The organism is Paenibacillus sp. FSL P2-0089 (assembly GCF_038595095.1).
GTDB lineage: Bacteria > Bacillota > Bacilli > Paenibacillales > Paenibacillaceae > Paenibacillus_AQ > Paenibacillus_AQ silagei.
This window is the reverse complement of the sequence record NZ_CP152006.1, coordinates 883,191-901,654: the sequence shown is the minus strand read 5'-3', so window position 1 is coordinate 901,654 and position 18,464 is coordinate 883,191. Positions and strand designations below refer to the sequence as shown.

The 18,464-nt window shown below is 55.0% G+C and carries 19 protein-coding genes and 2 other annotated features; of the genes, 5 read left to right on the top strand and 14 right to left on the bottom strand.

Features of this window, described 5'->3' with window-relative positions; all coding sequences use genetic code 11:
* Positions 1–15 precede the first annotated feature (15 nt).
* Positions 16–305 (bottom strand) — a binding site (T-box leader).
* Positions 306–356: 51 nt separating this feature from the next.
* Positions 357–699, bottom strand: a binding site (T-box leader).
* A 54-nt stretch (positions 700–753) separates the two neighbouring features.
* From tsaD to NST69_RS03635, 7 genes are all read right to left on the bottom strand, one after another.
* The gene (gene tsaD / locus NST69_RS03665) at positions 754–1,803 is read right to left on the bottom strand and encodes a tRNA (adenosine(37)-N6)-threonylcarbamoyltransferase complex transferase subunit TsaD (RefSeq protein WP_342548513.1); all 1,050 of its coding nucleotides are present in this window, start codon (positions 1,801–1,803) and stop codon (positions 754–756) included.
* Positions 1,800–2,324, bottom strand: a complete 525-nt coding sequence (gene rimI, locus NST69_RS03660) for a ribosomal protein S18-alanine N-acetyltransferase (RefSeq protein WP_051477836.1) — start codon at positions 2,322–2,324, stop codon at positions 1,800–1,802. The genes tsaD and rimI overlap by 4 nt, the downstream gene beginning before the upstream one ends.
* Complete coding sequence (tsaB, locus tag NST69_RS03655; protein WP_342548512.1) at positions 2,321–3,148, bottom strand: tRNA (adenosine(37)-N6)-threonylcarbamoyltransferase complex dimerization subunit type 1 TsaB; 828 nt, start codon at positions 3,146–3,148, stop codon at positions 2,321–2,323. Before tsaB ends, rimI begins: the two co-directional genes overlap by 4 nt.
* The gene (gene tsaE / locus NST69_RS03650; protein WP_036723368.1) at positions 3,145–3,615 is read right to left on the bottom strand and encodes a tRNA (adenosine(37)-N6)-threonylcarbamoyltransferase complex ATPase subunit type 1 TsaE; all 471 of its coding nucleotides are present in this window, start codon (positions 3,613–3,615) and stop codon (positions 3,145–3,147) included. Before tsaE ends, tsaB begins: the two co-directional genes overlap by 4 nt.
* Before the next feature lie 109 nt (positions 3,616–3,724).
* A complete protein-coding gene (locus NST69_RS03645; RefSeq protein ID WP_036723367.1) occupies positions 3,725–4,699 on the bottom strand; it encodes a multidrug resistance efflux transporter family protein in 975 nt (324 codons plus the stop codon).
* 245 nt (positions 4,700–4,944) lie between these two features.
* The gene (locus NST69_RS03640; RefSeq protein ID WP_342548511.1) at positions 4,945–5,130 is read right to left on the bottom strand and encodes an H-type small acid-soluble spore protein; all 186 of its coding nucleotides are present in this window, start codon (positions 5,128–5,130) and stop codon (positions 4,945–4,947) included.
* 15 nt (positions 5,131–5,145) lie between these two features.
* The gene (locus NST69_RS03635; protein ID WP_036723176.1) at positions 5,146–5,325 is read right to left on the bottom strand and encodes a hypothetical protein; all 180 of its coding nucleotides are present in this window, start codon (positions 5,323–5,325) and stop codon (positions 5,146–5,148) included.
* Between the two features lie 142 nt (positions 5,326–5,467).
* Between NST69_RS03635 and NST69_RS03630 the strand changes: the two genes are divergently transcribed.
* On the top strand, positions 5,468–6,448 hold the full coding sequence (locus NST69_RS03630; protein WP_036723174.1) for a Ku protein: 981 nt from the start codon (positions 5,468–5,470) through the stop codon (positions 6,446–6,448).
* Complete coding sequence (locus NST69_RS03625; RefSeq protein ID WP_081751031.1) at positions 6,441–7,439, top strand: DNA ligase; 999 nt, start codon at positions 6,441–6,443, stop codon at positions 7,437–7,439. Before NST69_RS03630 ends, NST69_RS03625 begins: the two co-directional genes overlap by 8 nt.
* 4 nt (positions 7,440–7,443) lie before the next feature.
* On the opposite strand, the gene NST69_RS03620 is transcribed toward NST69_RS03625, so the two are convergent.
* Genes NST69_RS03620 through NST69_RS03610 form a run of 3 tightly spaced genes read right to left on the bottom strand, consistent with a single transcriptional unit; the run spans position 7,444 to position 10,035 of the window.
* On the bottom strand, positions 7,444–8,262 hold the full coding sequence (locus NST69_RS03620; protein WP_036723173.1) for a hypothetical protein: 819 nt from the start codon (positions 8,260–8,262) through the stop codon (positions 7,444–7,446).
* Positions 8,263–8,299: 37 nt separating this feature from the next.
* Entirely contained in the window at positions 8,300–9,496 is a 1,197-nt protein-coding gene (locus NST69_RS03615; protein ID WP_342548510.1) for a hypothetical protein, read from the bottom strand.
* Positions 9,460–10,035 (bottom strand): sigma-70 family RNA polymerase sigma factor, encoded by a 576-nt coding sequence (locus NST69_RS03610; RefSeq protein ID WP_342550073.1) that lies wholly within the window; start codon positions 10,033–10,035, stop codon positions 9,460–9,462. Before NST69_RS03610 ends, NST69_RS03615 begins: the two co-directional genes overlap by 37 nt.
* A gap of 187 nt (positions 10,036–10,222) precedes the next feature.
* On the opposite strand from NST69_RS03610, the gene ligD reads away from it, so the two are divergent.
* On the top strand, positions 10,223–11,119 hold the full coding sequence (gene ligD, locus NST69_RS03605) for a non-homologous end-joining DNA ligase (RefSeq protein ID WP_342548509.1): 897 nt from the start codon (positions 10,223–10,225) through the stop codon (positions 11,117–11,119).
* A 175-nt stretch (positions 11,120–11,294) separates the two neighbouring features.
* Here ligD and NST69_RS03600 read toward each other — a convergent pair whose 3' ends face one another.
* Positions 11,295–12,203: a YitT family protein gene (locus tag NST69_RS03600; protein ID WP_036723169.1), complete on the bottom strand. Its 909-nt coding sequence runs from the start codon at positions 12,201–12,203 to the stop codon at positions 11,295–11,297.
* Positions 12,204–12,370: 167 nt separating this feature from the next.
* Positions 12,371–13,801 (bottom strand): cardiolipin synthase, encoded by a 1,431-nt coding sequence (cls, locus tag NST69_RS03595; protein WP_209878257.1) that lies wholly within the window; start codon positions 13,799–13,801, stop codon positions 12,371–12,373.
* A gap of 277 nt (positions 13,802–14,078) precedes the next feature.
* Between cls and NST69_RS03590 the strand changes: the two genes are divergently transcribed.
* Complete coding sequence (locus NST69_RS03590) at positions 14,079–15,356, top strand: M23 family metallopeptidase (RefSeq protein ID WP_342548508.1); 1,278 nt, start codon at positions 14,079–14,081, stop codon at positions 15,354–15,356.
* A 28-nt stretch (positions 15,357–15,384) separates the two neighbouring features.
* Entirely contained in the window at positions 15,385–15,834 is a 450-nt protein-coding gene (locus NST69_RS03585) for a polymer-forming cytoskeletal protein (RefSeq protein ID WP_339253933.1), read from the top strand.
* Between the two features lie 51 nt (positions 15,835–15,885).
* Here NST69_RS03585 and NST69_RS03580 read toward each other — a convergent pair whose 3' ends face one another.
* Positions 15,886–16,674 carry an ABC transporter permease subunit gene (locus tag NST69_RS03580; protein WP_036723165.1) on the bottom strand — a complete coding sequence of 263 codons (789 nt, stop codon included), beginning with the start codon at positions 16,672–16,674 and terminating at the stop codon, positions 15,886–15,888.
* On the bottom strand, positions 16,667–17,593 hold the full coding sequence (locus NST69_RS03575) for an ABC transporter ATP-binding protein (protein ID WP_036723164.1): 927 nt from the start codon (positions 17,591–17,593) through the stop codon (positions 16,667–16,669). Before NST69_RS03575 ends, NST69_RS03580 begins: the two co-directional genes overlap by 8 nt.
* Positions 17,594–18,464 lie beyond the last annotated feature (871 nt).

The following is an 18,464-nucleotide window of genomic DNA, read 5'->3' as shown; positions in this document are numbered from 1 at the left end:
ACCCCCCGTCTCTTATAAAGAGACGGGGGGTCAGCCCTCCGCGGTACCACTCTTTTTGACGCATAGGCTCCCTGATGTCAGAAGTCCTGGCTGCGTCCAGCTTAGATCAGATCTCCCAGCCCCGATAACGGAAGCTATAAAGATCTGAAGGGTCCGGTAACGGGGACATCCGTAGCAGCGTACCTGTAGCTCTTTCCGCCGCTCCGCTCACGGGCGAGATTCGCCGGCCTCTGGTGTCTGCGTCGCACCTCCCCGCAGCTCTCTGTTCACCTTAGCCGTCTACTGCTCCCGATCCTTGCGTGTCATTCCTATATAACTTCTCACAAAATGTGCACAAAAAAAGCCTGCCGTCTCATTCAAGAGACGACAGGCTGTTCACTGTCGCGGTACCACTCTTGTTGATATCCGAACCCGCTAACCTTCCAGCTGTTCTGCGATACCCACTCCATGTCTGCAAGGTTCCCGGAATGTTCCCACTCCGCCAAGCCTTGACTGACCACCCTCTCACGGAGGTTAACCGTAACGGTGTACCTAAAGTTGCCGGATTACATCCTGTGCCGGCCAGCGCTCCTGTTCAAAGAGCTCCCTGCTTCCACCGCTCCGCTCCCGGACGAGTTCAGATCTCCATCGACTGCGTCGCACCTTCCCGCAGCTCTCTTATCCCGGAGTGACCTTACTGCTTCCGATCATTGCGTTTGTTCAAATATAAGATGATTGAATTGAACTGATTATACCCGGCGGCATCTGCAAAAGTCAATAGGCAGATACCGACCATTTCTCCAGCGAATAGCCGGGGTCGGCGACCATATCCAGCGGAATCCCGCCTTCATGTCTCCATTTCACGTAAGCTGCGGCACCAATCATCGCCGCATTATCCGTGCAATACACGGGAGGAGGGATAACCAGCTCAATCCCCTCTGTTCCGCAGCGCCGGATCAGGGCTTCGCGCAGCCCCTTGTTCGCCGCTACCCCTCCGCAGAGCAGAAGCTGCTCTGCGTGGTATTCACGGACAGCACGGATCGCCTTCTCGACCAGCACTTCAACTACAGATTCCTGGAAGCCGCGCGCAATAGCCGCGACATCCGGCACAAGCCCCTTCATCTTGCTCTGATTCACCGCGTTCAGCACCGCAGACTTCAGCCCGCTGAAGCTGAAGTCATACGAGCCCGGCTCCAGCCACACACGCGGCAGAGCGAAGGCTTCCTCCGCTTCATGCGCCAGCTTGTCCACATGCGGCCCTCCCGGATAAGGGAAGCCCAGGGCCCGCGCCACTTTGTCGTACGCTTCGCCGACGGCATCGTCACGGGTGCGCCCGATGATCCGGAAGCTTCCTTCCCGCTCCATATGCACCAGCTCCGTATGCCCCCCTGACACCACCAGCGTCATGCCCGGATACTTCAATTCCTTGACCAGCCGGTTAGCATAGATATGACCGGCAATATGATGCGTGCCGATGAGCGGCTTGCCCCAGGCCAGCGCCAGGCTTTTGGCAGCCACGACTCCGACCAGCAGCGCCCCCACCAGTCCCGGACCCTGCGTTACCGCCACAGCCGTCAGCTCCTGCGGACGTACGCCGGCTACGCTTAAGGCTTCTTCAATGACCAACGTTATCACCTCGACATGCTTGCGGGAGGCCACTTCAGGCACCACTCCCCCGAATGCCCGGTGGGTCTCAATCTGGCTGGAGATGATGTTGGACAACACCTCACAGCCATCCTTCACTACAGCTACAGAGGTCTCGTCACAGCTGGTTTCAATCGCCAGAATCAATACAGGCTCCCTTGCGCCCGTGTCTGTCTTCATTTCAAGTCCACGCTTCCTTCCGTTACAGCTTGCTCCCCGTACTCCGGCAGATCGGCCCACATGATGAGCGCATCCTCGCGGTTGTCCGAATAATAGCCCTTGCGGGTACCCGCAGGCTTGAAGCCTTTTTTGCGGTATAAATTCTGGGCCACCTCATTGGAGACCCGTACTTCAAGCGTGATCGACTGCATGCCGAGATAAGCCGCCGTCTTCATCAGCTCGTCCAGGAGCCGCTCGCCCCATTTACGTCCCCGGTATGCCTCCAGCAGTGCAATATTGGTGACATGCGCCTCATCGACAATCGCCCACATTCCTGCGTATCCAATAATATGCCCTGCCAGCTCCATTACCATATATTTAGCAAAATGATTGTGGGTCAGCTCGTTGCGGAAGGCTTCCTCTGTCCAAGGCATGGTGAAGGCCTCCCGTTCAATCACAAGAATCGCAGGCACATCCTCCAGCCGCATCAGGCGAAAAACAAGCTCAGTCCCCTGAGCTGGTCTACGTTCCGGTTCAATCATCGTGTATTCAGACTCCCTTCGCTGCTGCGGCGCAAATTCGCCTCCGCCTCCGACAGCTGCGTATAATTGGGAATCAGCGTATGCAAATCTCCGCTCTCTTCGTAGAGACCCGCTTCCGCCAGAAATCCAGTCCAGCGTCCTTCCAGCTCATAAGGCACTGCCTGAACGTTGGCGGCTTCCATCAGCGGAGCCAGCATGTCCGCACTTCCGTGCAGCGCCGTCTCGCCTACGAACCACAGTGTGTCCGGCAGATTGCCCTCAGCTGCGGCTTCCTTCAGCCGTACCGCCAGCTCCTGCACCCAGTCGGCCATCAGCCTGATGGCATCCGGCGCCAGCCGCCGGGGAGGCTTGTCCCCGTCCGCCGCGAATACAGCGGTGTATGCCTGCCCCCGCCGGGCATCGATCAGCGGAATGATCCAGTCTGTTCCTGCCGTGCCGTTCGGGGACGTTATGGAGCCTTGCTCCTGCTGCGCAGAAGCCGCATGGTATCCGCCCCAGGCCAGCGCATGCAGGCTGGATACACCGGTAACCGGTACGTTCCAGGCCCAGGCCAGCGTCTTGGCTGCAGTCACAGCGATCCGTGTTCCGGTATAGGAGCCCGGGCCGATCCCGACCGAGATTCCGCCGATTCTTTCGGCCGTAGTGGCAGACGCCTGAAGTGCCTGCTCAATAATAGGCAGCAGATGAACCGAATGGTTCCGCTCCCCGGAAGCATTAATCTCATGCAACAGCTCCCCGCCGCCAGTCACGGCCACTCCCAGAACTGCCGTTGATGTATCCAGCGCCAAAAACCGCTTACGCGGCTCATTATTCGAGTTCGTCATATTTCTTTACCCCACTTCTGGATCAGCATCCGGCACACTTCGCCGTAAGGCTCTCCGATTCCGGTCACCGTAATCTCCCGTTCATCCGGGCCGGCGGTCTTCAGCTCTATATGGAGATGCCGCGGCGGCATCAGATCAGCAATGATTCGGCTCCATTCCACCAGACACACACCCTGACCGTAGAAATACTCTTCCAGTCCCAGCTCGTCCGCTTCCTGCAGCGATATCCGGTATACATCCATATGATACAGCGGCAGACGTCCTTCATACTCTTTGATAATGGTAAAAGTAGGACTATTCACAATACCTTCCACACCCAAATGGCGTGCATAGCACTGCGAGAACGCTGTTTTGCCCGCACCTAGATCCCCGTCAAGTCCGATAACCATCCCCGCCGATGACGCGGCAGCAATGGCGGCGGCAAGTGCCTCCGTATCCTGAAGGCCGAATGAACGGGTTGTAAACACCGTTTGTGTATTATTGTCCAAAGCTGCAACTACCACCTTTTTGAAGATCCCTTAACAGTTAACAATACTTTTAATTATATCGGTATGCTACTTGCACCGCAACAGCCTGTCAGTCCGTTGTGAACGCCGGAGCCGCCGCAGGCTTCCCCGGATGCCGGGAGAACAGGCTATGCAGCACCATACCACCAATAATGACCGCAATCCCCGCCCATGACAGGAGGGATGGCAGCGGCGAGGCCAGCAGGAGCATCTCCCCCAGCAAGGCGAACAGCACCTCCAGTGACTGGGTCGCTTCCACGGCTGCCAGACTGCTCATGCTATCCCTGACCAGATCGGTAGCCCGGAAAAACAGCACCGTAGCCACAACTCCCGAACTGAGTGCAACAATGACTGATTGTCCTATTTGCGAGGAGGAGGGCAGGCCTGTATCTGCCATACCATACAGAGCGACAGCCAGCCAGAAGGGCAGGCTGGCAAGCGTCATGCCAAGAATCCGCTGGAATACATCCAGCTGGCCGCCGCACAGCTCCATCATCTTACGGTTTCCGAGCGGATAAGCGAAGGAAGCGATAAGAATCGGGACAATGCCCAGCAGGACCTGGGATGGGGCAAGCTGCCGCGCCTGCTCCACTTGCAGCAGCGCTACTCCGGCGAGAATAATCAGGGAGAGCAGCAGCCCGCCCAGCGGGATTTTACCTCTTATGTATACTTGTTCTCCCGGTCCGCCAACCCATTCTCCGAAGAACGGAGCCAGCAGCGAACCGGAGATAATGGTGATCTGCCACGTTCCAGCGCTCAGCCAGCCCGGTGCATAGGTAGCGGCGAAGCAGATGGGCGCGTAGAACAAGCCGAACCCGACAGTTCCCCACAGCAGCCAGGCTCCAGGCCGTTCTCTCATCGCAGCCAGCAGCGGCTTCAGCCTCCCTCTTCCGGCCACAATCGCCAGCAGCAGCGGGAGCGTGAACAAGTACCGCAGCGAGGCGCTCCACGCCCAGCTTCCTCCCGCAAGCTCCATCCTCCGGTTCAGCACAAACGTCACCGCAAAAAACAGCGCCGAGCACACACCCAGCAATATCGGACGCACTTTCATCATCTCTTTTCGTCAAAATTCTTCTTCCAAATATAGGGGGTCACCACGCCCGGCGTCAATATCTGTGTCAGCTATTATTAGAGGCTACAGCTCCATACCCCGGCCCTGAGCATAACGTGTGTAGGAGGTCAGGCCACACAAAAAGCAGGAGACTCCCGCGATGGTGTCACCGCCAAGAGAACGCCTGCTCTAATTAGTATTTTACCTGGATACCTACCAGGACTTATTGTGCTGACCCGCTACTTCCTCTGTTCCTCCAGCCGCTCAACACCAACAGTCTGTGTATTCGTCGGCCGGGAGCCTACCTGAACCGTTACCATACCGTTATCCGAATCTACATGCTCAATCCAAACCGGTTCTCCGTCGAGATGCACCGCAATCTTGTCCTTGGAAGCGTAAATATCCTGCGCACGTGTTATATCCATTCTTTTCTTGCCCCCCTATTCCTCTTCATCTTCCGCTGGAAGCTCCCCGATCGTTGCATCAGCATCCAGCAGTACTGCGTCCTCGTCCAGTCCGGCATCCTCCGGATCGGCAATAATATTGTCCCAATTGACCGCCTCAGCCGGAATATCCTGCTCGGATAACACATCGCTCCAGTGATAGTGCTCCTTGTCCATAATGCCTCCTCTTCTCGCTTTGGGTCTGTGCAAGCTGAGCAGCATTTATTTTTTCCCATGACTCTCAAAACATGCATCCGGCTAGAAAAAGCCCTGCCTCCCCATACTAAGCCATACCACATCCCATCAGGAGGCGATTCTCATGCATACCGTTTGGAAAGGAGCCATCAGCTTCGGGCTTGTGCATGTTCCGGTCAAGATGTTCTCCGCTACGGAGGATAAAGACATCTCGCTGCGCTACATCCACAAAGAATGCGGCAGTCCGCTGTCTTATGTACGTAAATGTCCTGTCTGTGACAAGGAAGTCACCTGGGAGGAGATCGGCAAGGGGTACGAATATGAGAAGGGCAAGTTTGTTCTGTTCGACAAGGAGGAGCTGGATCAGCTAAGCGAGGAGAGCAGTAAGAGCATCACCATACTGGATTTCGTGGATTTGACGGAGATTGACCCGATTTATTTCCAGAAGACCTACTATTTATCGCCAGACCAGGCAGGCGCCAATGCTTACCGTTTGCTGATGGAGGCGATGCGTCAGACCGGGAAGATCGGTATTGCCAAGATCTCCATCCGCTCCAAAAGCAGTCTGGCCGCCATCCGCGTCCTGGCGGACTGCTTGGCGATTGAAACGATCTATTACCCGGACGAGGTCCGTCCGGTATCGCAGGTTCCCGGCCTGCCGGAGCCGGGCAGCGTGAACGACAAAGAGCTGGATATGGCCAAGCTGCTGATCTCACAGCTGTCCACCCCGTTCGAGCCTGCCAAATACACCGATGATTACCGCCAGCGGATGCTTGATCTGATTACACATAAGATTGCAGGCGAAGAGTTCCATATTGCTCCGGCCCGCCAGGAGAACAATGTTATCGATCTGATGGCTGCCCTGCAGGCCAGTATCGAGGCTGTGCAGCATATTCCTTCCGATCCCGGACCGGCTAAGGGAGGCAGCGGGTCTAAGCCAAGGACAGCCGCCGGTGCGAAGAAACGTCCGGCCAAGGCCACTGCCGCAGGGACTTCAACCGATACAGCCGCCGCTCCGGTTGTAGATGAAGCTACCGGACCAATTCCGGTGATTGCCCCGAAGCCGAAGCGCCGGAGCGCGAAGAGCAAGGTCACCGGTGCCTAGGGGACGGACTTCTGCGCCTGCTGCAAGGCCAGCCGGTTCCCTTCAGCTTAAGACCATCACTCCGTTTGAGCCTGTGCTGGCCTCTGTGCTTCCAAGCGGAGAACAGTGGATCGCCCAGATCAAATGGGACGGCGTGCGGATGATCTCCTATTACGACGGGAGCCATGCCGAACTGATTAACCGCCGTGGCAACCGGCGCACGCTCCAATATCCTGAGCTGGCCGAACCAGGAAGCTATTGCCGGGCCGGCTCCTTCATTCTGGATGGCGAGATCATTGCACTCAGCGGCGGCAAGCCCTCCTTCCATGAGGTCATGCGGCGGGACAGCCTGAAGAACGAGGCGGCGATCCGGGCAGTGCAGCCGCAGGTTCCGGTGCTGTATATGGTTTTTGATATGCTGTATTGTGACGGCATCTGGCTGCTGGATGAACCGCTGTCCCGGCGGCAGGAGCTGCTGAAGGAGATGCTGCTGCCCCATCCCCATATGCAGCAGGTGCCCAGCTACCCGGATCCCGTCCAGCTGCTCGCTGCGGCGCGGCAGGGCAGTCTGGAGGGGATCGTCTGCAAGGATCTGGACAGCACTTATGCGCCGGGCGGCAAGGACAAGCGCTGGCAGAAGCTCAAGATCATCTCCGATGTCACCGCTGTCGCCGGGGGCGTCACCTTCCGGGACGGCATCGTGAATGCGTTGCTGTTCGGCCTGTATGATGATGCCGGCAGGCTGCATTATATCGGACATGCCGGAGCAGGCAGAATGACCGTCCAGGACTGGCGGACACTGACCGGACGGATTCCTGGACTTGCCACAGAGCATATGCCGTTTGCCGCACTCCCGCAGCGAAGCTCAGGCTCCGTTTGGATTAAGCCTGAGCTGGTGTTTAAGCTGCATTTTCTGGAATGGAATCCCTCCGGCACCTTCCGCCAGCCTGTGATTCAGGCTCAGGTCGAACTGCCCGCCCATTCCTGTTCTTTAAGCCAGAGGGGGTTCTAGCTGCCTATTGCGGAGTAAGGCTTCCGGCAAGTTTCAGCAGTTCAGCCTTACTCTGCACAGTGTTCCGGGTATCCGTTAATGTGTACTCTCTGCTGCCGTCCGCACTGCTCCACTGCAATTGCGATTTGAGGTTGCCGTGATGCGGCCCGAAGGAGGTGAACATCATCTCCTGCCCGTTAACCTGCACCTGCTCATCCTTGTCCCCCGGCAATACGGCCAGTGTAACTCCAGCCGGAAGCTTGCTTGCAGGCTCGGCACGCAGGCTGAGCACCTCTCCCTTGCGGGTATACGTCAACGTGGTGACATGACCGCTCCAGGGGAGCATTTTGGTGATAACCTTTTTACCAGCTGCTGTGGATTGCCCCTTGAGTTTCTCCCTGAGCTGCATATATTCTTCCTCATAGGAAAAAGGAATGTCAGGGCTGATGATTGCCTCCTTCAGCACATAATCTTTCGGGAGCGAAGCTGGAGCCATTAATACACCTCCGCCCATTGACGTTAATTTCTGCGCCGCTTTGCTTACAGACGTATAACTAAACGGCAAGTAACTGATATCCAGACTGTCCAGCGTATTGATTTTGACGTCATTCACATACACAGCCCGGATTTCCCCTGCGTTCAAGGGAGCCTCGTTCGCTTTGGACAGCAAAGCGTCCAGCGGGGATGGCGCAGCCGGCTTGGCGGTTTCTGTAGCCATAATGCCGTTGCTTTTATTTTTTAATTTATCAGGCAGCCTTCCCGCTGCTCCCACCGACCCCGCTGCTGCGCTCAGCAGCATGGACAGGCATATTGCGGCAACCGCCGCTTTCTTATGCTGATTCATAATTCGATCCCTTCCTTCCGATTCATTTGTTGTTCCCTCACCGCTGAACCATCCCGGCGGCAATGCTCTCCCATTGCTCCCGGGTCAACCGCTTATCCGGCGGGTCCGTCATCAAAGCAAGCCCTCCATAGGCGTTATCATACCAATACAGTCTGCTTACTGAACTTCCGTTCTCTTCTCCGGCGCCTGCCCCCGGAATGAACAGCAGCTCCTTATCCTCGTAGGTCCATAGTTCAGCCGTTTGGCCGGGGGATACGTGAATTTGCGAAGGACCGGTTGTTGCTGCGTTATTCCAGAATAACTGAAGCTTCAGCTGCTGGCTGCCATCCCGATAGATCACCTCGGCGCTTGCGAGATTCTCCAAGGGCCATAAAGTTGCAGCCAGCGGATTCCCGTCCGGAGCACCTTCCGTTTTGGCCTTCAATGCCTCCAGTGCCAGCCTATACTCCGGCTCAAACGCAGAGGGGGTTTTGGCGAACAGCCGGCCCTCCGCAAACTGTAACCCGCCTATTCGCTCAGGCGGCAGTGCAAAGCTCCACTTGCCCGTTTGCTCCCGGGCGGCTGACAGCTTCGCGTAGCTGGTATACGTAACCGTTCTGCTGGTGAAAAATAGCGGTTTTCCATACCCCAGCCCGTTCATCAATGCAATCAATTCACTGTCATTGACATAATAAGCTGCTGTCTCTCCCGGCTGTAAATCCGCTTGCGCCTGTTGTTCATATTGCTCCCTTAGCTTAAAGTAACGTTCCCGGGCTGAGCTAGAGCCAATGTAAGGCGTGTAGATCTTCGATTCAGCGTACCTAAGCTGCGCCACAACTCTGCCGCCGCTGTCCTTCAAGACCATAGGCTGCCCCTCCGTCTGCCGGATGACCGCAAAGTCCGGGTGCAGCGCCTTCCCCGTAGTTTCCTGGTCTGTCCCATGGCGGAGAACGCTGAACCCAGCCAGCCCCAGCAGCGCAACCGCACAGAGTCCGGCGGCCAGTCTTCTGCCCCGCTGTACCGCAGGACGCAGCGAAGGTATCGGCTGCCTGGTCATCTCAGGCCCTTGCCTAACCATTTCAGGCACCGCTTGCCCCGGTGAAGCTGGCGTTCCTCCGCCCTCTGATGCAAGCCGCTGTGCATGGATGACCCGTACCCGCTCCATAACGGATGACTTAACATCAATGCTGCCCGCTGCCTCACCTGCGCCCATTCGTCTTATCCTTTTTTCTTCAGCAGCGAAGTGCTCGTCCATTGTGATTCCTCCCCCTCTCTTTGCGATTTCAGCAGGTTGGTGAGTTTAATAATCGTGCGCTGATATCTTTTTTTGACCGCATCCTGATTCTTGCCCAGAATCACGGCGATTTCGGCAAAGCTCTGCTCTTCAAAAACCCTCAGCAAAAGCAGGTTCCGCTCCTCCACCTTCAGCCGGGAAAGCGCTACAGCGAGCGGTTCATCGAACAGGAAGCGGTCCATCTGCTGCTCCGGGCTTTCCGCGTATTTCTGCGGCCGCAGCAGCAGCATCACCCGGCTCTGCCGCTGGCGCTGGCGGATAACCGCCAGGCAATGATGATAAGCGATTTTATACAGCCATGAAGAGAAGCTGACCAGCGGACGGTACTTGCCGATATTTTGATAGGCTTTGACCAGAATCTCCTGCACGGCATCCTCCGCCTCTGCCCCGCTGCCTAGCAGACGGCTGCAATAACGGTACATCGGCTGCTGAACAGCTTCAACGATCCGCCCGTACTGCTCCACGTCGCCGTTTTGAACCTTAACAACGAGGTGTTCCATTTCATCCAAAATCGTAAAACGCTCCTCTCTTCTAGCTAACACCCTTATAAGCACCTGCCCGGGCCAAAAGGGACATTTTGCGCAAAAAAGGTGTGAACTGCTCTTATCCCGGACCGGAATCCCGACTGAAAACCGGCAGCACGGCAAATACTAGGCAGACATACACAAGCCTAAGGAGGGATGTCCCATGCCAGCGGCCACCAAAGGAACCATTACCGTAGACGGGCAGCAAATCAGCATCACCAATCCGGACAAACCGCTCTGGCCCGAGATGGGCATCACCAAGCAGATCTATCTGCAAAAGCTGGCGGCCCTCTCGCCCTACCTGCTGCGCTATTGCAAGGACCGGCTGCTCACGGTGATCCGCTATCCCCATGGCGTTCCCGGGATGTCCTTCTATCAGAAGAACGCCCCGGAGCCGCTGCCGGAATTCGTCCACACGGCGGTGCAGGACAATATCACCTACATTGTGCTGCAGGGCCTGCCGGAGCTGCTCTGGCTGGGCAATCTGGCTGCGCTCGAATTCCATCCCTCCCTCCATTATGCCGGCAGTACACTGCCCTGCGAATGGATGATTGATCTGGACCCTTCGCTTGAGGTCGAACCGCGGATTATGGAAGCTGCTGCTGTGGTAGGGGAGGTGCTGAGATCGCTCGGACTGGACTCCGTTCCCAAAACCTCGGGAGCCACCGGAGTGCAGATCATTGTTCCGGTTAAGCCGGGGGTGACCTTCGATGAACTGCGCCGGATCGGGCATTTCGTAGGCCGTTATGTCACCGAGAAGCGGCCCGATCTCTTCACCCTGGAGCGTCTGAAGAAGCATCGCGGGGATAAAATATATTTCGATTATCTCCAGCATTACGGCGGCAAAACACTCGCTGCCCCGTACACCCCGCGCGCCCGGACGCTGGCTACTGTCTCCACTCCCCTCCTGTGGGAGGAGGTTGAACGGGGTGTCAAGCCTACAGATTTCAACCTGCTGAATATAGAAGAGCGTCTCAGCCGGTTAGGAGATCTGATTGCCAAGGTTCCTCCTCAGCCGGTCGATGCGATTATTGCCAAGCTGCCCTCAGGACAGCAATAAGCCCGCAAATGCCTTTCTCAGGCTGCGGGCTTATTCTTGCGTCCAGAATCAGGACGGAAGGTATTATTATATATGGGCATACGGCGCAACAAGTCAGGACCGCCGTATGGGTTACTCTGTCGTTCGTAAATATACCTTCCTTCGAAGCGTTCCGGCTGAACCGGTTACGCTAATGCTAATGAATTGCTTTTTTCTTGAAGCGGCCGCCCTTAACATCATGGATATTGCCGATCGCGATGAACGCGTCAGAATCCCAATCTTCTACGATAGACTTCAGCTTCGCTTCTTCCAGACGGGTAATGACAACAAAAATCACTTTCTTGTTATCGCCGGAGAATCCGCCCTCACCATCAAGATAAGTCACTCCGCGTCCCAGACGCTCCGTCAGAGCTTCGCCGATATCACGGAATTTATCACTGATAATCCATACCGACTTGGACTGGTCCAGACCTTCAAGTGTAATATCGATCAGTTTGAAAGCAATGTAATACGCAATGAGCGAGAACATCGCATTATTCCAGCCGAACACAAAGCCTGCGCCGGACAGGATGAACAGGTTGAAGAACATAACGACTTCCCCTACAGAGAACGGAAGCCTCTTGGATACAAGAATGGCTACAATCTCAGTACCATCGAGCGATCCGCCGTAACGGACAACGAGCCCGACCCCAACGCCGAGAATTACCCCTCCGAATACTGCTGCGAGCAGCGGCTCAACCGTAATGGGATGAACAGGATGGAGCAACTGGGTACCGATGGACATTACAATTACAGCAAATAGAGTAGATAAGGCAAATGTCTTACCGATCTGCTTATACCCGATAACCAGGAACGGCAGGTTAAGCAGGGTCAATAGAATACCGAGCGGTATATTGAAAATATGGGACAACATAATGGAAATACCGGTGATTCCGCCATCAATCAACTTATTGGGAACAAGAAAAATTTCAAGGGCAACAGACATCATGGCCGCTCCGATGACAATCATCACAATCCGCTGGGCCAGTCTTGCCGTCTTGAACACTCCAGACTTCTCCGGCTTCTTCTGTTCTTCATTCGTAAAGATATGTTGGCTTACAGTCATAGAACTCCCCCTATAAATAGTATATCTAAGAAGCTTACGAAAGCGAACGTACAGTCGTGCCTTCTCCCCTGTTCTTCTTATATTTCCATTATATCATAAAAGAAAGTCAAATAACGCATGTAAATTGATATAACCTTCGATAATCGATGATTCGGCCATCTTTTCTGTCATAATAGCGGAGATAAGAGCTGACACAGACTTTCTATGCGTTTGACATTACGGCTGCGCTCCCGGAACTTTTTCGGATCAATGAATTCACTCTGCTCCAGATCTCTGCTGAAGTCCTCAGCCAGCTCTGTAATTGTCTCCGGACGGAACAGCACCGCCGTCAGCTCGAAGTTGGAATAGAAGCTGCGCATGTCCAGATTGGCACTGCCGACGGTGGCCAGCAGGCTGTCGATAATCATTACCTTGGCATGCATGAACCCTCTGGTATAGCGGTAAAATTTCACGCCGGCGTCCTGCAGATTCTCCAGATACGCCAGCGTGGCATAATAGACCAGCTTGTTATCCGGCTTCGCCGGGATAATAATCCTTACGTCCACACCGCTAAGGACTGCATTCTTCAGCGCCCTGCAAATCGCGGGGTCGGGGATGAAGTATGGAGAGGTCATCCAGATACGTTGCCTCGCGGCACAGATGGAAGCAAAATACATCTCCTGGGTGGCATCTATGCCCGCATCGGGACCGCTGGCGACAATCTGCACGGCTTCCCTTCCGCTACAGTCATGATCCGGAAAGAAGCGCGGATGGCTGAGAGCTTCACCGGCCGCCAGCCGCCAATCCTTGAGAAACACATACTGCAGATGATAGACGGCATCCCCTTCAAGCCGCAGATGCGTATCCCGCCAGTAGCCCATTTCCGGATTTTTGCCCAGGTAATCATCGCCGATGTTCATGCCTCCGGTGAATCCGGTCAGTCCGTCCACCACCAGGATCTTCCGGTGATTGCGGTAGTTGAACCGGCGGTCCGGCAGTGCAGTCAGCGGCGGCAGAAAAAAATAAACCTGCACTCCCGCGTTCTTCAGTGTATTCACAAAGCCCCGGCTAAGTTTATGGCTGCCCAGGCCATCGCACAGCAGGCGCACCCTCACCCCCTGGCGTACCTTGCGGATCATCAGCTCCTGGAACTGCCGGCCGATCCCGTCCTCCCGGAAAATATAAAATTCCATGTGGATATGCTCCTGCGCACCTTCCATCACCTCCAGCATGGACTTATACGCTGCCTGTGCGCTGGACAGCACTTCACACCGGTTGTGGCTTGTAACCGGACTGTCCGCCAGTTCAGAGAACAGATGCAGCAGCTCAGAGCGGTGTTCAAATCCGGGGTTGCCGGTATCCTCCGCCTGCTTGACCTTATGAATCTTGCCGGCAACATGAATACGGATTTCCCGCAGCAGGGAGACGCACCGGTTCACGAGCTTGCGGCTCTGCCAGTAATCGCGCCCCAGGAAATAGTAGAACAGCAGACCAAGCGGCGGGCAACAGAAGGTAATACATATCCAGGCAAGCGCCCGCTGCGGACGGCGGAATTCGGAAGCGGTAATAATGGCAAGCTGCACAATAAAAAGACATAAGATCACGGCAAATATCCTCATTCCGGGCCTCCTGATCAACTGAATGAACTATTACTATCTCTGCGGGCATAGACAGCGCCTGCAAACTTTCATGAGAAATCTGCGGCGGCAGAAGCCTGCGCTTACTACAGGTTTTGCCTTAACTCTCCTTCTTTATTCAAGTAAACCGTTGTCATGTTCACCTTAGTTATGGAATACATAGAGTAGTAGGACGAATCGGATAAGCCCCCTGCACCCCGACAGATGATTTCAGTCAGTTCATACCCAGCGGCTGCCATGGCCGCAGTAAGGAGACGTTATGAAGAGTCAGCCAAGTCAGGAAAAGATTACGCTGCTCGTTATGCGTGAGGCCGGACGGCCTGTGAAGCAGCTGCAAATGTCAAAGCCCTTCGCTCTGGCGCTGCCTGCCGCGGCCGCGCTGTCCCTCTCCAGTCTGGTCACCTCTATGCATATCCATGCCTCCCGGTCCATCGCAGAGCTGGAGGCCGAAGCGGCCGCCTTATCACTGACCAATATCCGCATGGAGCTGAAGGTTGCCGATAAGGATCAGGCGCTACAGCAGCTGCGCGGCCAGGTAAGCGAGCTCTCGGAGGAAGCGGAGAGCATTAAAGACAAGCTGAAGAGTGTGACTGAGCTGGAAGAGCAACTGCAATCACTGATCAACAAAGAAACCACTTCTTCTGCTGCCGGTAGCGGTTCTAGTGCGGCTATCCGCACTGAAAATGCTGGCTCCAAGACCTACAGCGCGGATACGTCAACCTCAGCAGCTTCCTTCAAAGGCAGCCAGCCGGTAGTGGCAGATTTGCCTGATACCGGAGCAGGAACCGCAGCCGCCGGAAGCTATGGCAAGGTCAGCCGGTTAAGCGCCGGCCCGTTCATCCGGGAACAGCCGGAAGCTCTCTCTGCCGCCGTATCGCCTGCCGTCAACTTCCGGATCAGGGCTGCTGCTACAGCACTGAGCCCGACTGCCAATCCGCAGGTCGGCGGTGAATATGTCGCCGTCTATGAGAATGATCCGCAGCGGCTGGTTGAGGAGACAAAGGACGACTTCGAGGAGATCCACAGCATCATGGATGAGATGATCAGCAGTATCTCAAGCACGATTACACAGGCCGAGAAGGCACACAAGACAAGAGCGGAGTTTCAGGCAAAACAAGCCCAGGAGAAGCAAGCCCGGCTGGCACGGGCCGTGATGTGGCCTACCGGCTCGAAGGTCATTACCTCCAGCTTCGGTTACCGCTCCGATCCTTTCAAGGGCGTCTCTGCTTATCATTCCGGGATTGATATTGCCGGAAATATCGGAGATGCAGTATACGCAGCACTGGGCGGCGTAGTTACCTCTGCAGAACAAATGGGAGCCCGGGGCAAATACATCATCATCAAGCATGACAATGGACTGGAGACCTGGTACATGCATTTGAACCAGATGATAGTCACCCCCGGTGAGCGGGTCGGCAAAGGGGAGCAGATCGGCATGCTGGGCAGCACCGGGCGCAGCACGGGCCCCCATCTGCATTTTCAGGTCGTGAAGCAGAACAAGCCGGTGAATCCGCTCAACTATGTTAAGCCTTCATAATATTAAGAATATAAGGAGGAATGCTGGAATGTGGAACAGACGTCAACCGGGTGCTTCACCCAAGTCAACCGACTCGCTGATCGGCCATGGCGGCACGCTCGAAGGGAAAGTGCATTGCGATACGAACCTGCGGATTGAAGGGAATTTCAGCGGGGAGATTCTGTGTGAGGGTATAGTGACGGTTGGTGAACAAGGCACCGTCCACTCCAGCATTGAGGCGCAGGAGATCATTATCGCCGGCAAGGTCTATGGAGACGTAACCGCCCAGCGGAAGCTCATTCTCACCGGAACAGGACAACTGCATGGTAACATTGCCGCCGGTTCCCTGAGCATTGCGGAAGGCAGCCTGCTGAACGGGGCTGTGGCCATGACCGAACAGCCCGCCCCTGAGACAGCGGGCGGGCTGCATACGGTCAATACCAAGAAGACTGCAGGCAAGCGCAGAGAGAGCAAGCAGAGTAAGCTGGAGGGCGCATGAGCCGTAAGCTCTCAGCCTGTACGGTTACACTAGCCAGCCCTATCTTGCTACTTACGCTGCTACATCCCTTTTACGGAACACAATCCATGATACCGCCATGAATACCACATAATACACAGCCAGGACGGCAATCGCGAACCCCAGCGTCGCTCCCCCGGGACCGGTATCCGACACCACATAATTGCTAAGATTCATATGGGCAAAAATCAGATAGTTCGCCCACTCATACCGGTCGGGGTTGAAGATGGCGATAAAGATATCCTTGGTGAACATGATCGACAGCGACAGCACAATCGCCAGGCCGCTGGAACGGAATACGCTGGAGATCATGAAGGCAATGGCTGCTGTCAGGAACAGCTCAATGTAGCTGCACAGAATCAGCATGAAGACATATTCCCCTTGCCCCCAGCCCATCACCATTTCCCCAGTATTCCCTGCAGCCCCGGAAGAGAAAATGAAGGCGGAGCCATAGCCGAACAGGATCAGCACTCCCGTGCTGACAAGGCTGAAGATAACCAGCGAAATATACTTCGAGAGCAGAATCTTGGAGCGGCTCCAAGGGCGGATCAGCAGCAGCTTAATCGTTCCCCAGGTGAATTCGCCCGCTACGGAGTCGGCAGCCACTAAGGCAGTGAAGATGGTATTCAGGAAAAATGCGATGGTTACGGTGGTCCGGAAGCTGTCCCACAGCCCGACTACATTACTTCCGTTCGTGGTGAAATGAATTAGCGCCGGAAACAGCGCACTCATCAGTGCCAGAAGAACCAGCATAATCCATGTCCGCAGACGTCTGAATATTTTGATATTCTCATTATGTATGAGAGAAGCGAACTCACCCAATGCCTTCACCTCCTGTAATTTCCAAGAATTGATCTTCAAGCGAACGGGACATCGCCTTGATGCTGTAGACCTTAATCCCGGCAGCTACCAGCTTGGCATTCAGCTCAGCAATCTCCTCCCGTACCGCATCTACTGCTAATCCGCCTTCCATGATTACACCTTGGCCGATCTGCGCCAGTGCAGCCTCAGGGTTATCTACCTCGAAGAACGTCTGGCTTACCGGTACCGCTGCATCCCCGACCGTCTTAAGCTGCTTCACATCGATCAGCCGGCCGTTCTGGATAATCGCCACACTATCGCACATCAGCTCCATCTCCGACAGCAGGTGACTGGAGACAAACACGGTTGTCCCCTCAGTCTGACACAGCTTGCGCAGATAATCACGCAGCTCGCGGATACCCTGCGGGTCCAGTCCGTTGGTCGGCTCATCCAGAATCAGCAGCTTCGGCCGGTGCAGCAGAGCCTGGGCTACCCCCAGCCGCTGGCGCATCCCTAAGGAATAGGTCTTGACCCGGTCATTGATCCGCTGACTGAGGCCGACCAGCTCAACTACTTCATTGATGCGCTCTTTGGTCACGCCTGGCACCATGCGGGCATACTGGCGAAGATTCTGGTATCCGGTTAGGAACTTGTACATTTCAGGATTCTCTACGATGGCCCCCACATTAGCTATGGCCTCTTCAAAATGGTCTTTGATGCTTCGTCCGCAGATCAGGATATCCCCGCGGCTAATGGAGATCAGTCCTACCATCATACGGATGGTAGTGGTTTTACCGGCTCCGTTCGGCCCGAGGAATCCGAAGATTTGCCCGGGTGGAATGTCGAGTGTCAAGTCGCTGATCAGCGTTTTGGAGCCTATTCTTTTGGTAACCCCCATCAGGCTGGCTACAGGCTTCACCACTTCTGCCGTATTCGGCATAACTTCACTTCCTTTCGTCGGTTTGGTGTGAAAAAGGCATGCGCTTTCGGATAAGACGCTTTCATAGCAGAACTGAAGAGACTCTAATCTAGATGTAGCCGTAACTGCGGAGAACGTTTGGACTTCCGGCCGCTGCCTAAGTTTCGATTTCCTCCTTACACCGCTCATAGCGGTAGAAATCCAAACCTGGAATATGCTTCCGAAGTGAGCTTTCCTGCGGAAAGCTTTCAGGCGGACGCTACCGCTCCTCCAGTTCCAAACGACCCTTTCGTTACTCCCATCTTATTATTGTCTTTTTCAGTTCAAGCTATTATTAACCTTATCAGTGCATCAGCAACCCATTTTCAACCATTTATATATTTTACCACACCTTCCCTTTTCCCTGAAATTAGGGAAGAAATGCAGTGAAATCCAGTGGAAACGGCTTTGCCGTCCTTCTAAAGGACGGTACCGTTTCAGTGAGAAATAGAAGGATAATTTATCGTGTGCAACATATAAATTCTTATATTGGCACAAAATCACCCTAACGGGTGAACGGGATAGCACAATGTATGCTGTTTTCGCATCCATTCGGGCCATCCCCCTCGTGCGAGCACAATGTATGCTGTTTTTCACATACATTCGGGACATGCGCCTGCGTGCGAGTACTATGTGTGCTGTTTTTCGCATACATTTGCCCCGTTCATCCTCGCGTCAGCACAATGTATGCTGTTTTTCACATACACTTGGCCCGCCCACCCTCGCGCCAGCATCTTGTGGATAAATGAAGGAGCATTTCTCCTCCACAATTCTATACATACTTTATCACCATCAGACGAGACCCTGAATTCCTTTAAGAAAAACATAAGAGGCTACCTCTTCCATATGGGAA

Coding starts and splice junctions, on each gene's coding strand:
- tsaD (WP_342548513.1), bottom strand. CDS start 1,803: ATGAAGACAGACACGGGCGCAAGGGAGCCTGTATTGATTCTGGCGATT.
- rimI (WP_051477836.1), bottom strand. CDS start 2,324: ATGATTGAACCGGAACGTAGACCAGCTCAGGGGACTGAGCTTGTTTTT.
- tsaB (WP_342548512.1), bottom strand. CDS start 3,148: ATGACGAACTCGAATAATGAGCCGCGTAAGCGGTTTTTGGCGCTGGAT.
- NST69_RS03640 (WP_342548511.1), bottom strand. CDS start 5,130: ATGGATATAACACGTGCGCAGGATATTTACGCTTCCAAGGACAAGATT.
- NST69_RS03635 (WP_036723176.1), bottom strand. CDS start 5,325: ATGGACAAGGAGCACTATCACTGGAGCGATGTGTTATCCGAGCAGGAT.
- NST69_RS03630 (WP_036723174.1), top strand. CDS start 5,468: ATGCATACCGTTTGGAAAGGAGCCATCAGCTTCGGGCTTGTGCATGTT.
- NST69_RS03620 (WP_036723173.1), bottom strand. CDS start 8,262: ATGAATCAGCATAAGAAAGCGGCGGTTGCCGCAATATGCCTGTCCATG.
- NST69_RS03615 (WP_342548510.1), bottom strand. CDS start 9,496: ATGGACGAGCACTTCGCTGCTGAAGAAAAAAGGATAAGACGAATGGGC.
- NST69_RS03610 (WP_342550073.1), bottom strand. CDS start 10,035: ATGGAACACCTCGTTGTTAAGGTTCAAAACGGCGACGTGGAGCAGTAC.
- ligD (WP_342548509.1), top strand. CDS start 10,223: ATGCCAGCGGCCACCAAAGGAACCATTACCGTAGACGGGCAGCAAATC.
- NST69_RS03600 (WP_036723169.1), bottom strand. CDS start 12,203: ATGACTGTAAGCCAACATATCTTTACGAATGAAGAACAGAAGAAGCCG.
- cls (WP_209878257.1), bottom strand. CDS start 13,801: ATGAGGATATTTGCCGTGATCTTATGTCTTTTTATTGTGCAGCTTGCC.
- NST69_RS03590 (WP_342548508.1), top strand. CDS start 14,079: ATGAAGAGTCAGCCAAGTCAGGAAAAGATTACGCTGCTCGTTATGCGT.
- NST69_RS03585 (WP_339253933.1), top strand. CDS start 15,385: ATGTGGAACAGACGTCAACCGGGTGCTTCACCCAAGTCAACCGACTCG.
- NST69_RS03575 (WP_036723164.1), bottom strand. CDS start 17,593: ATGCCGAATACGGCAGAAGTGGTGAAGCCTGTAGCCAGCCTGATGGGG.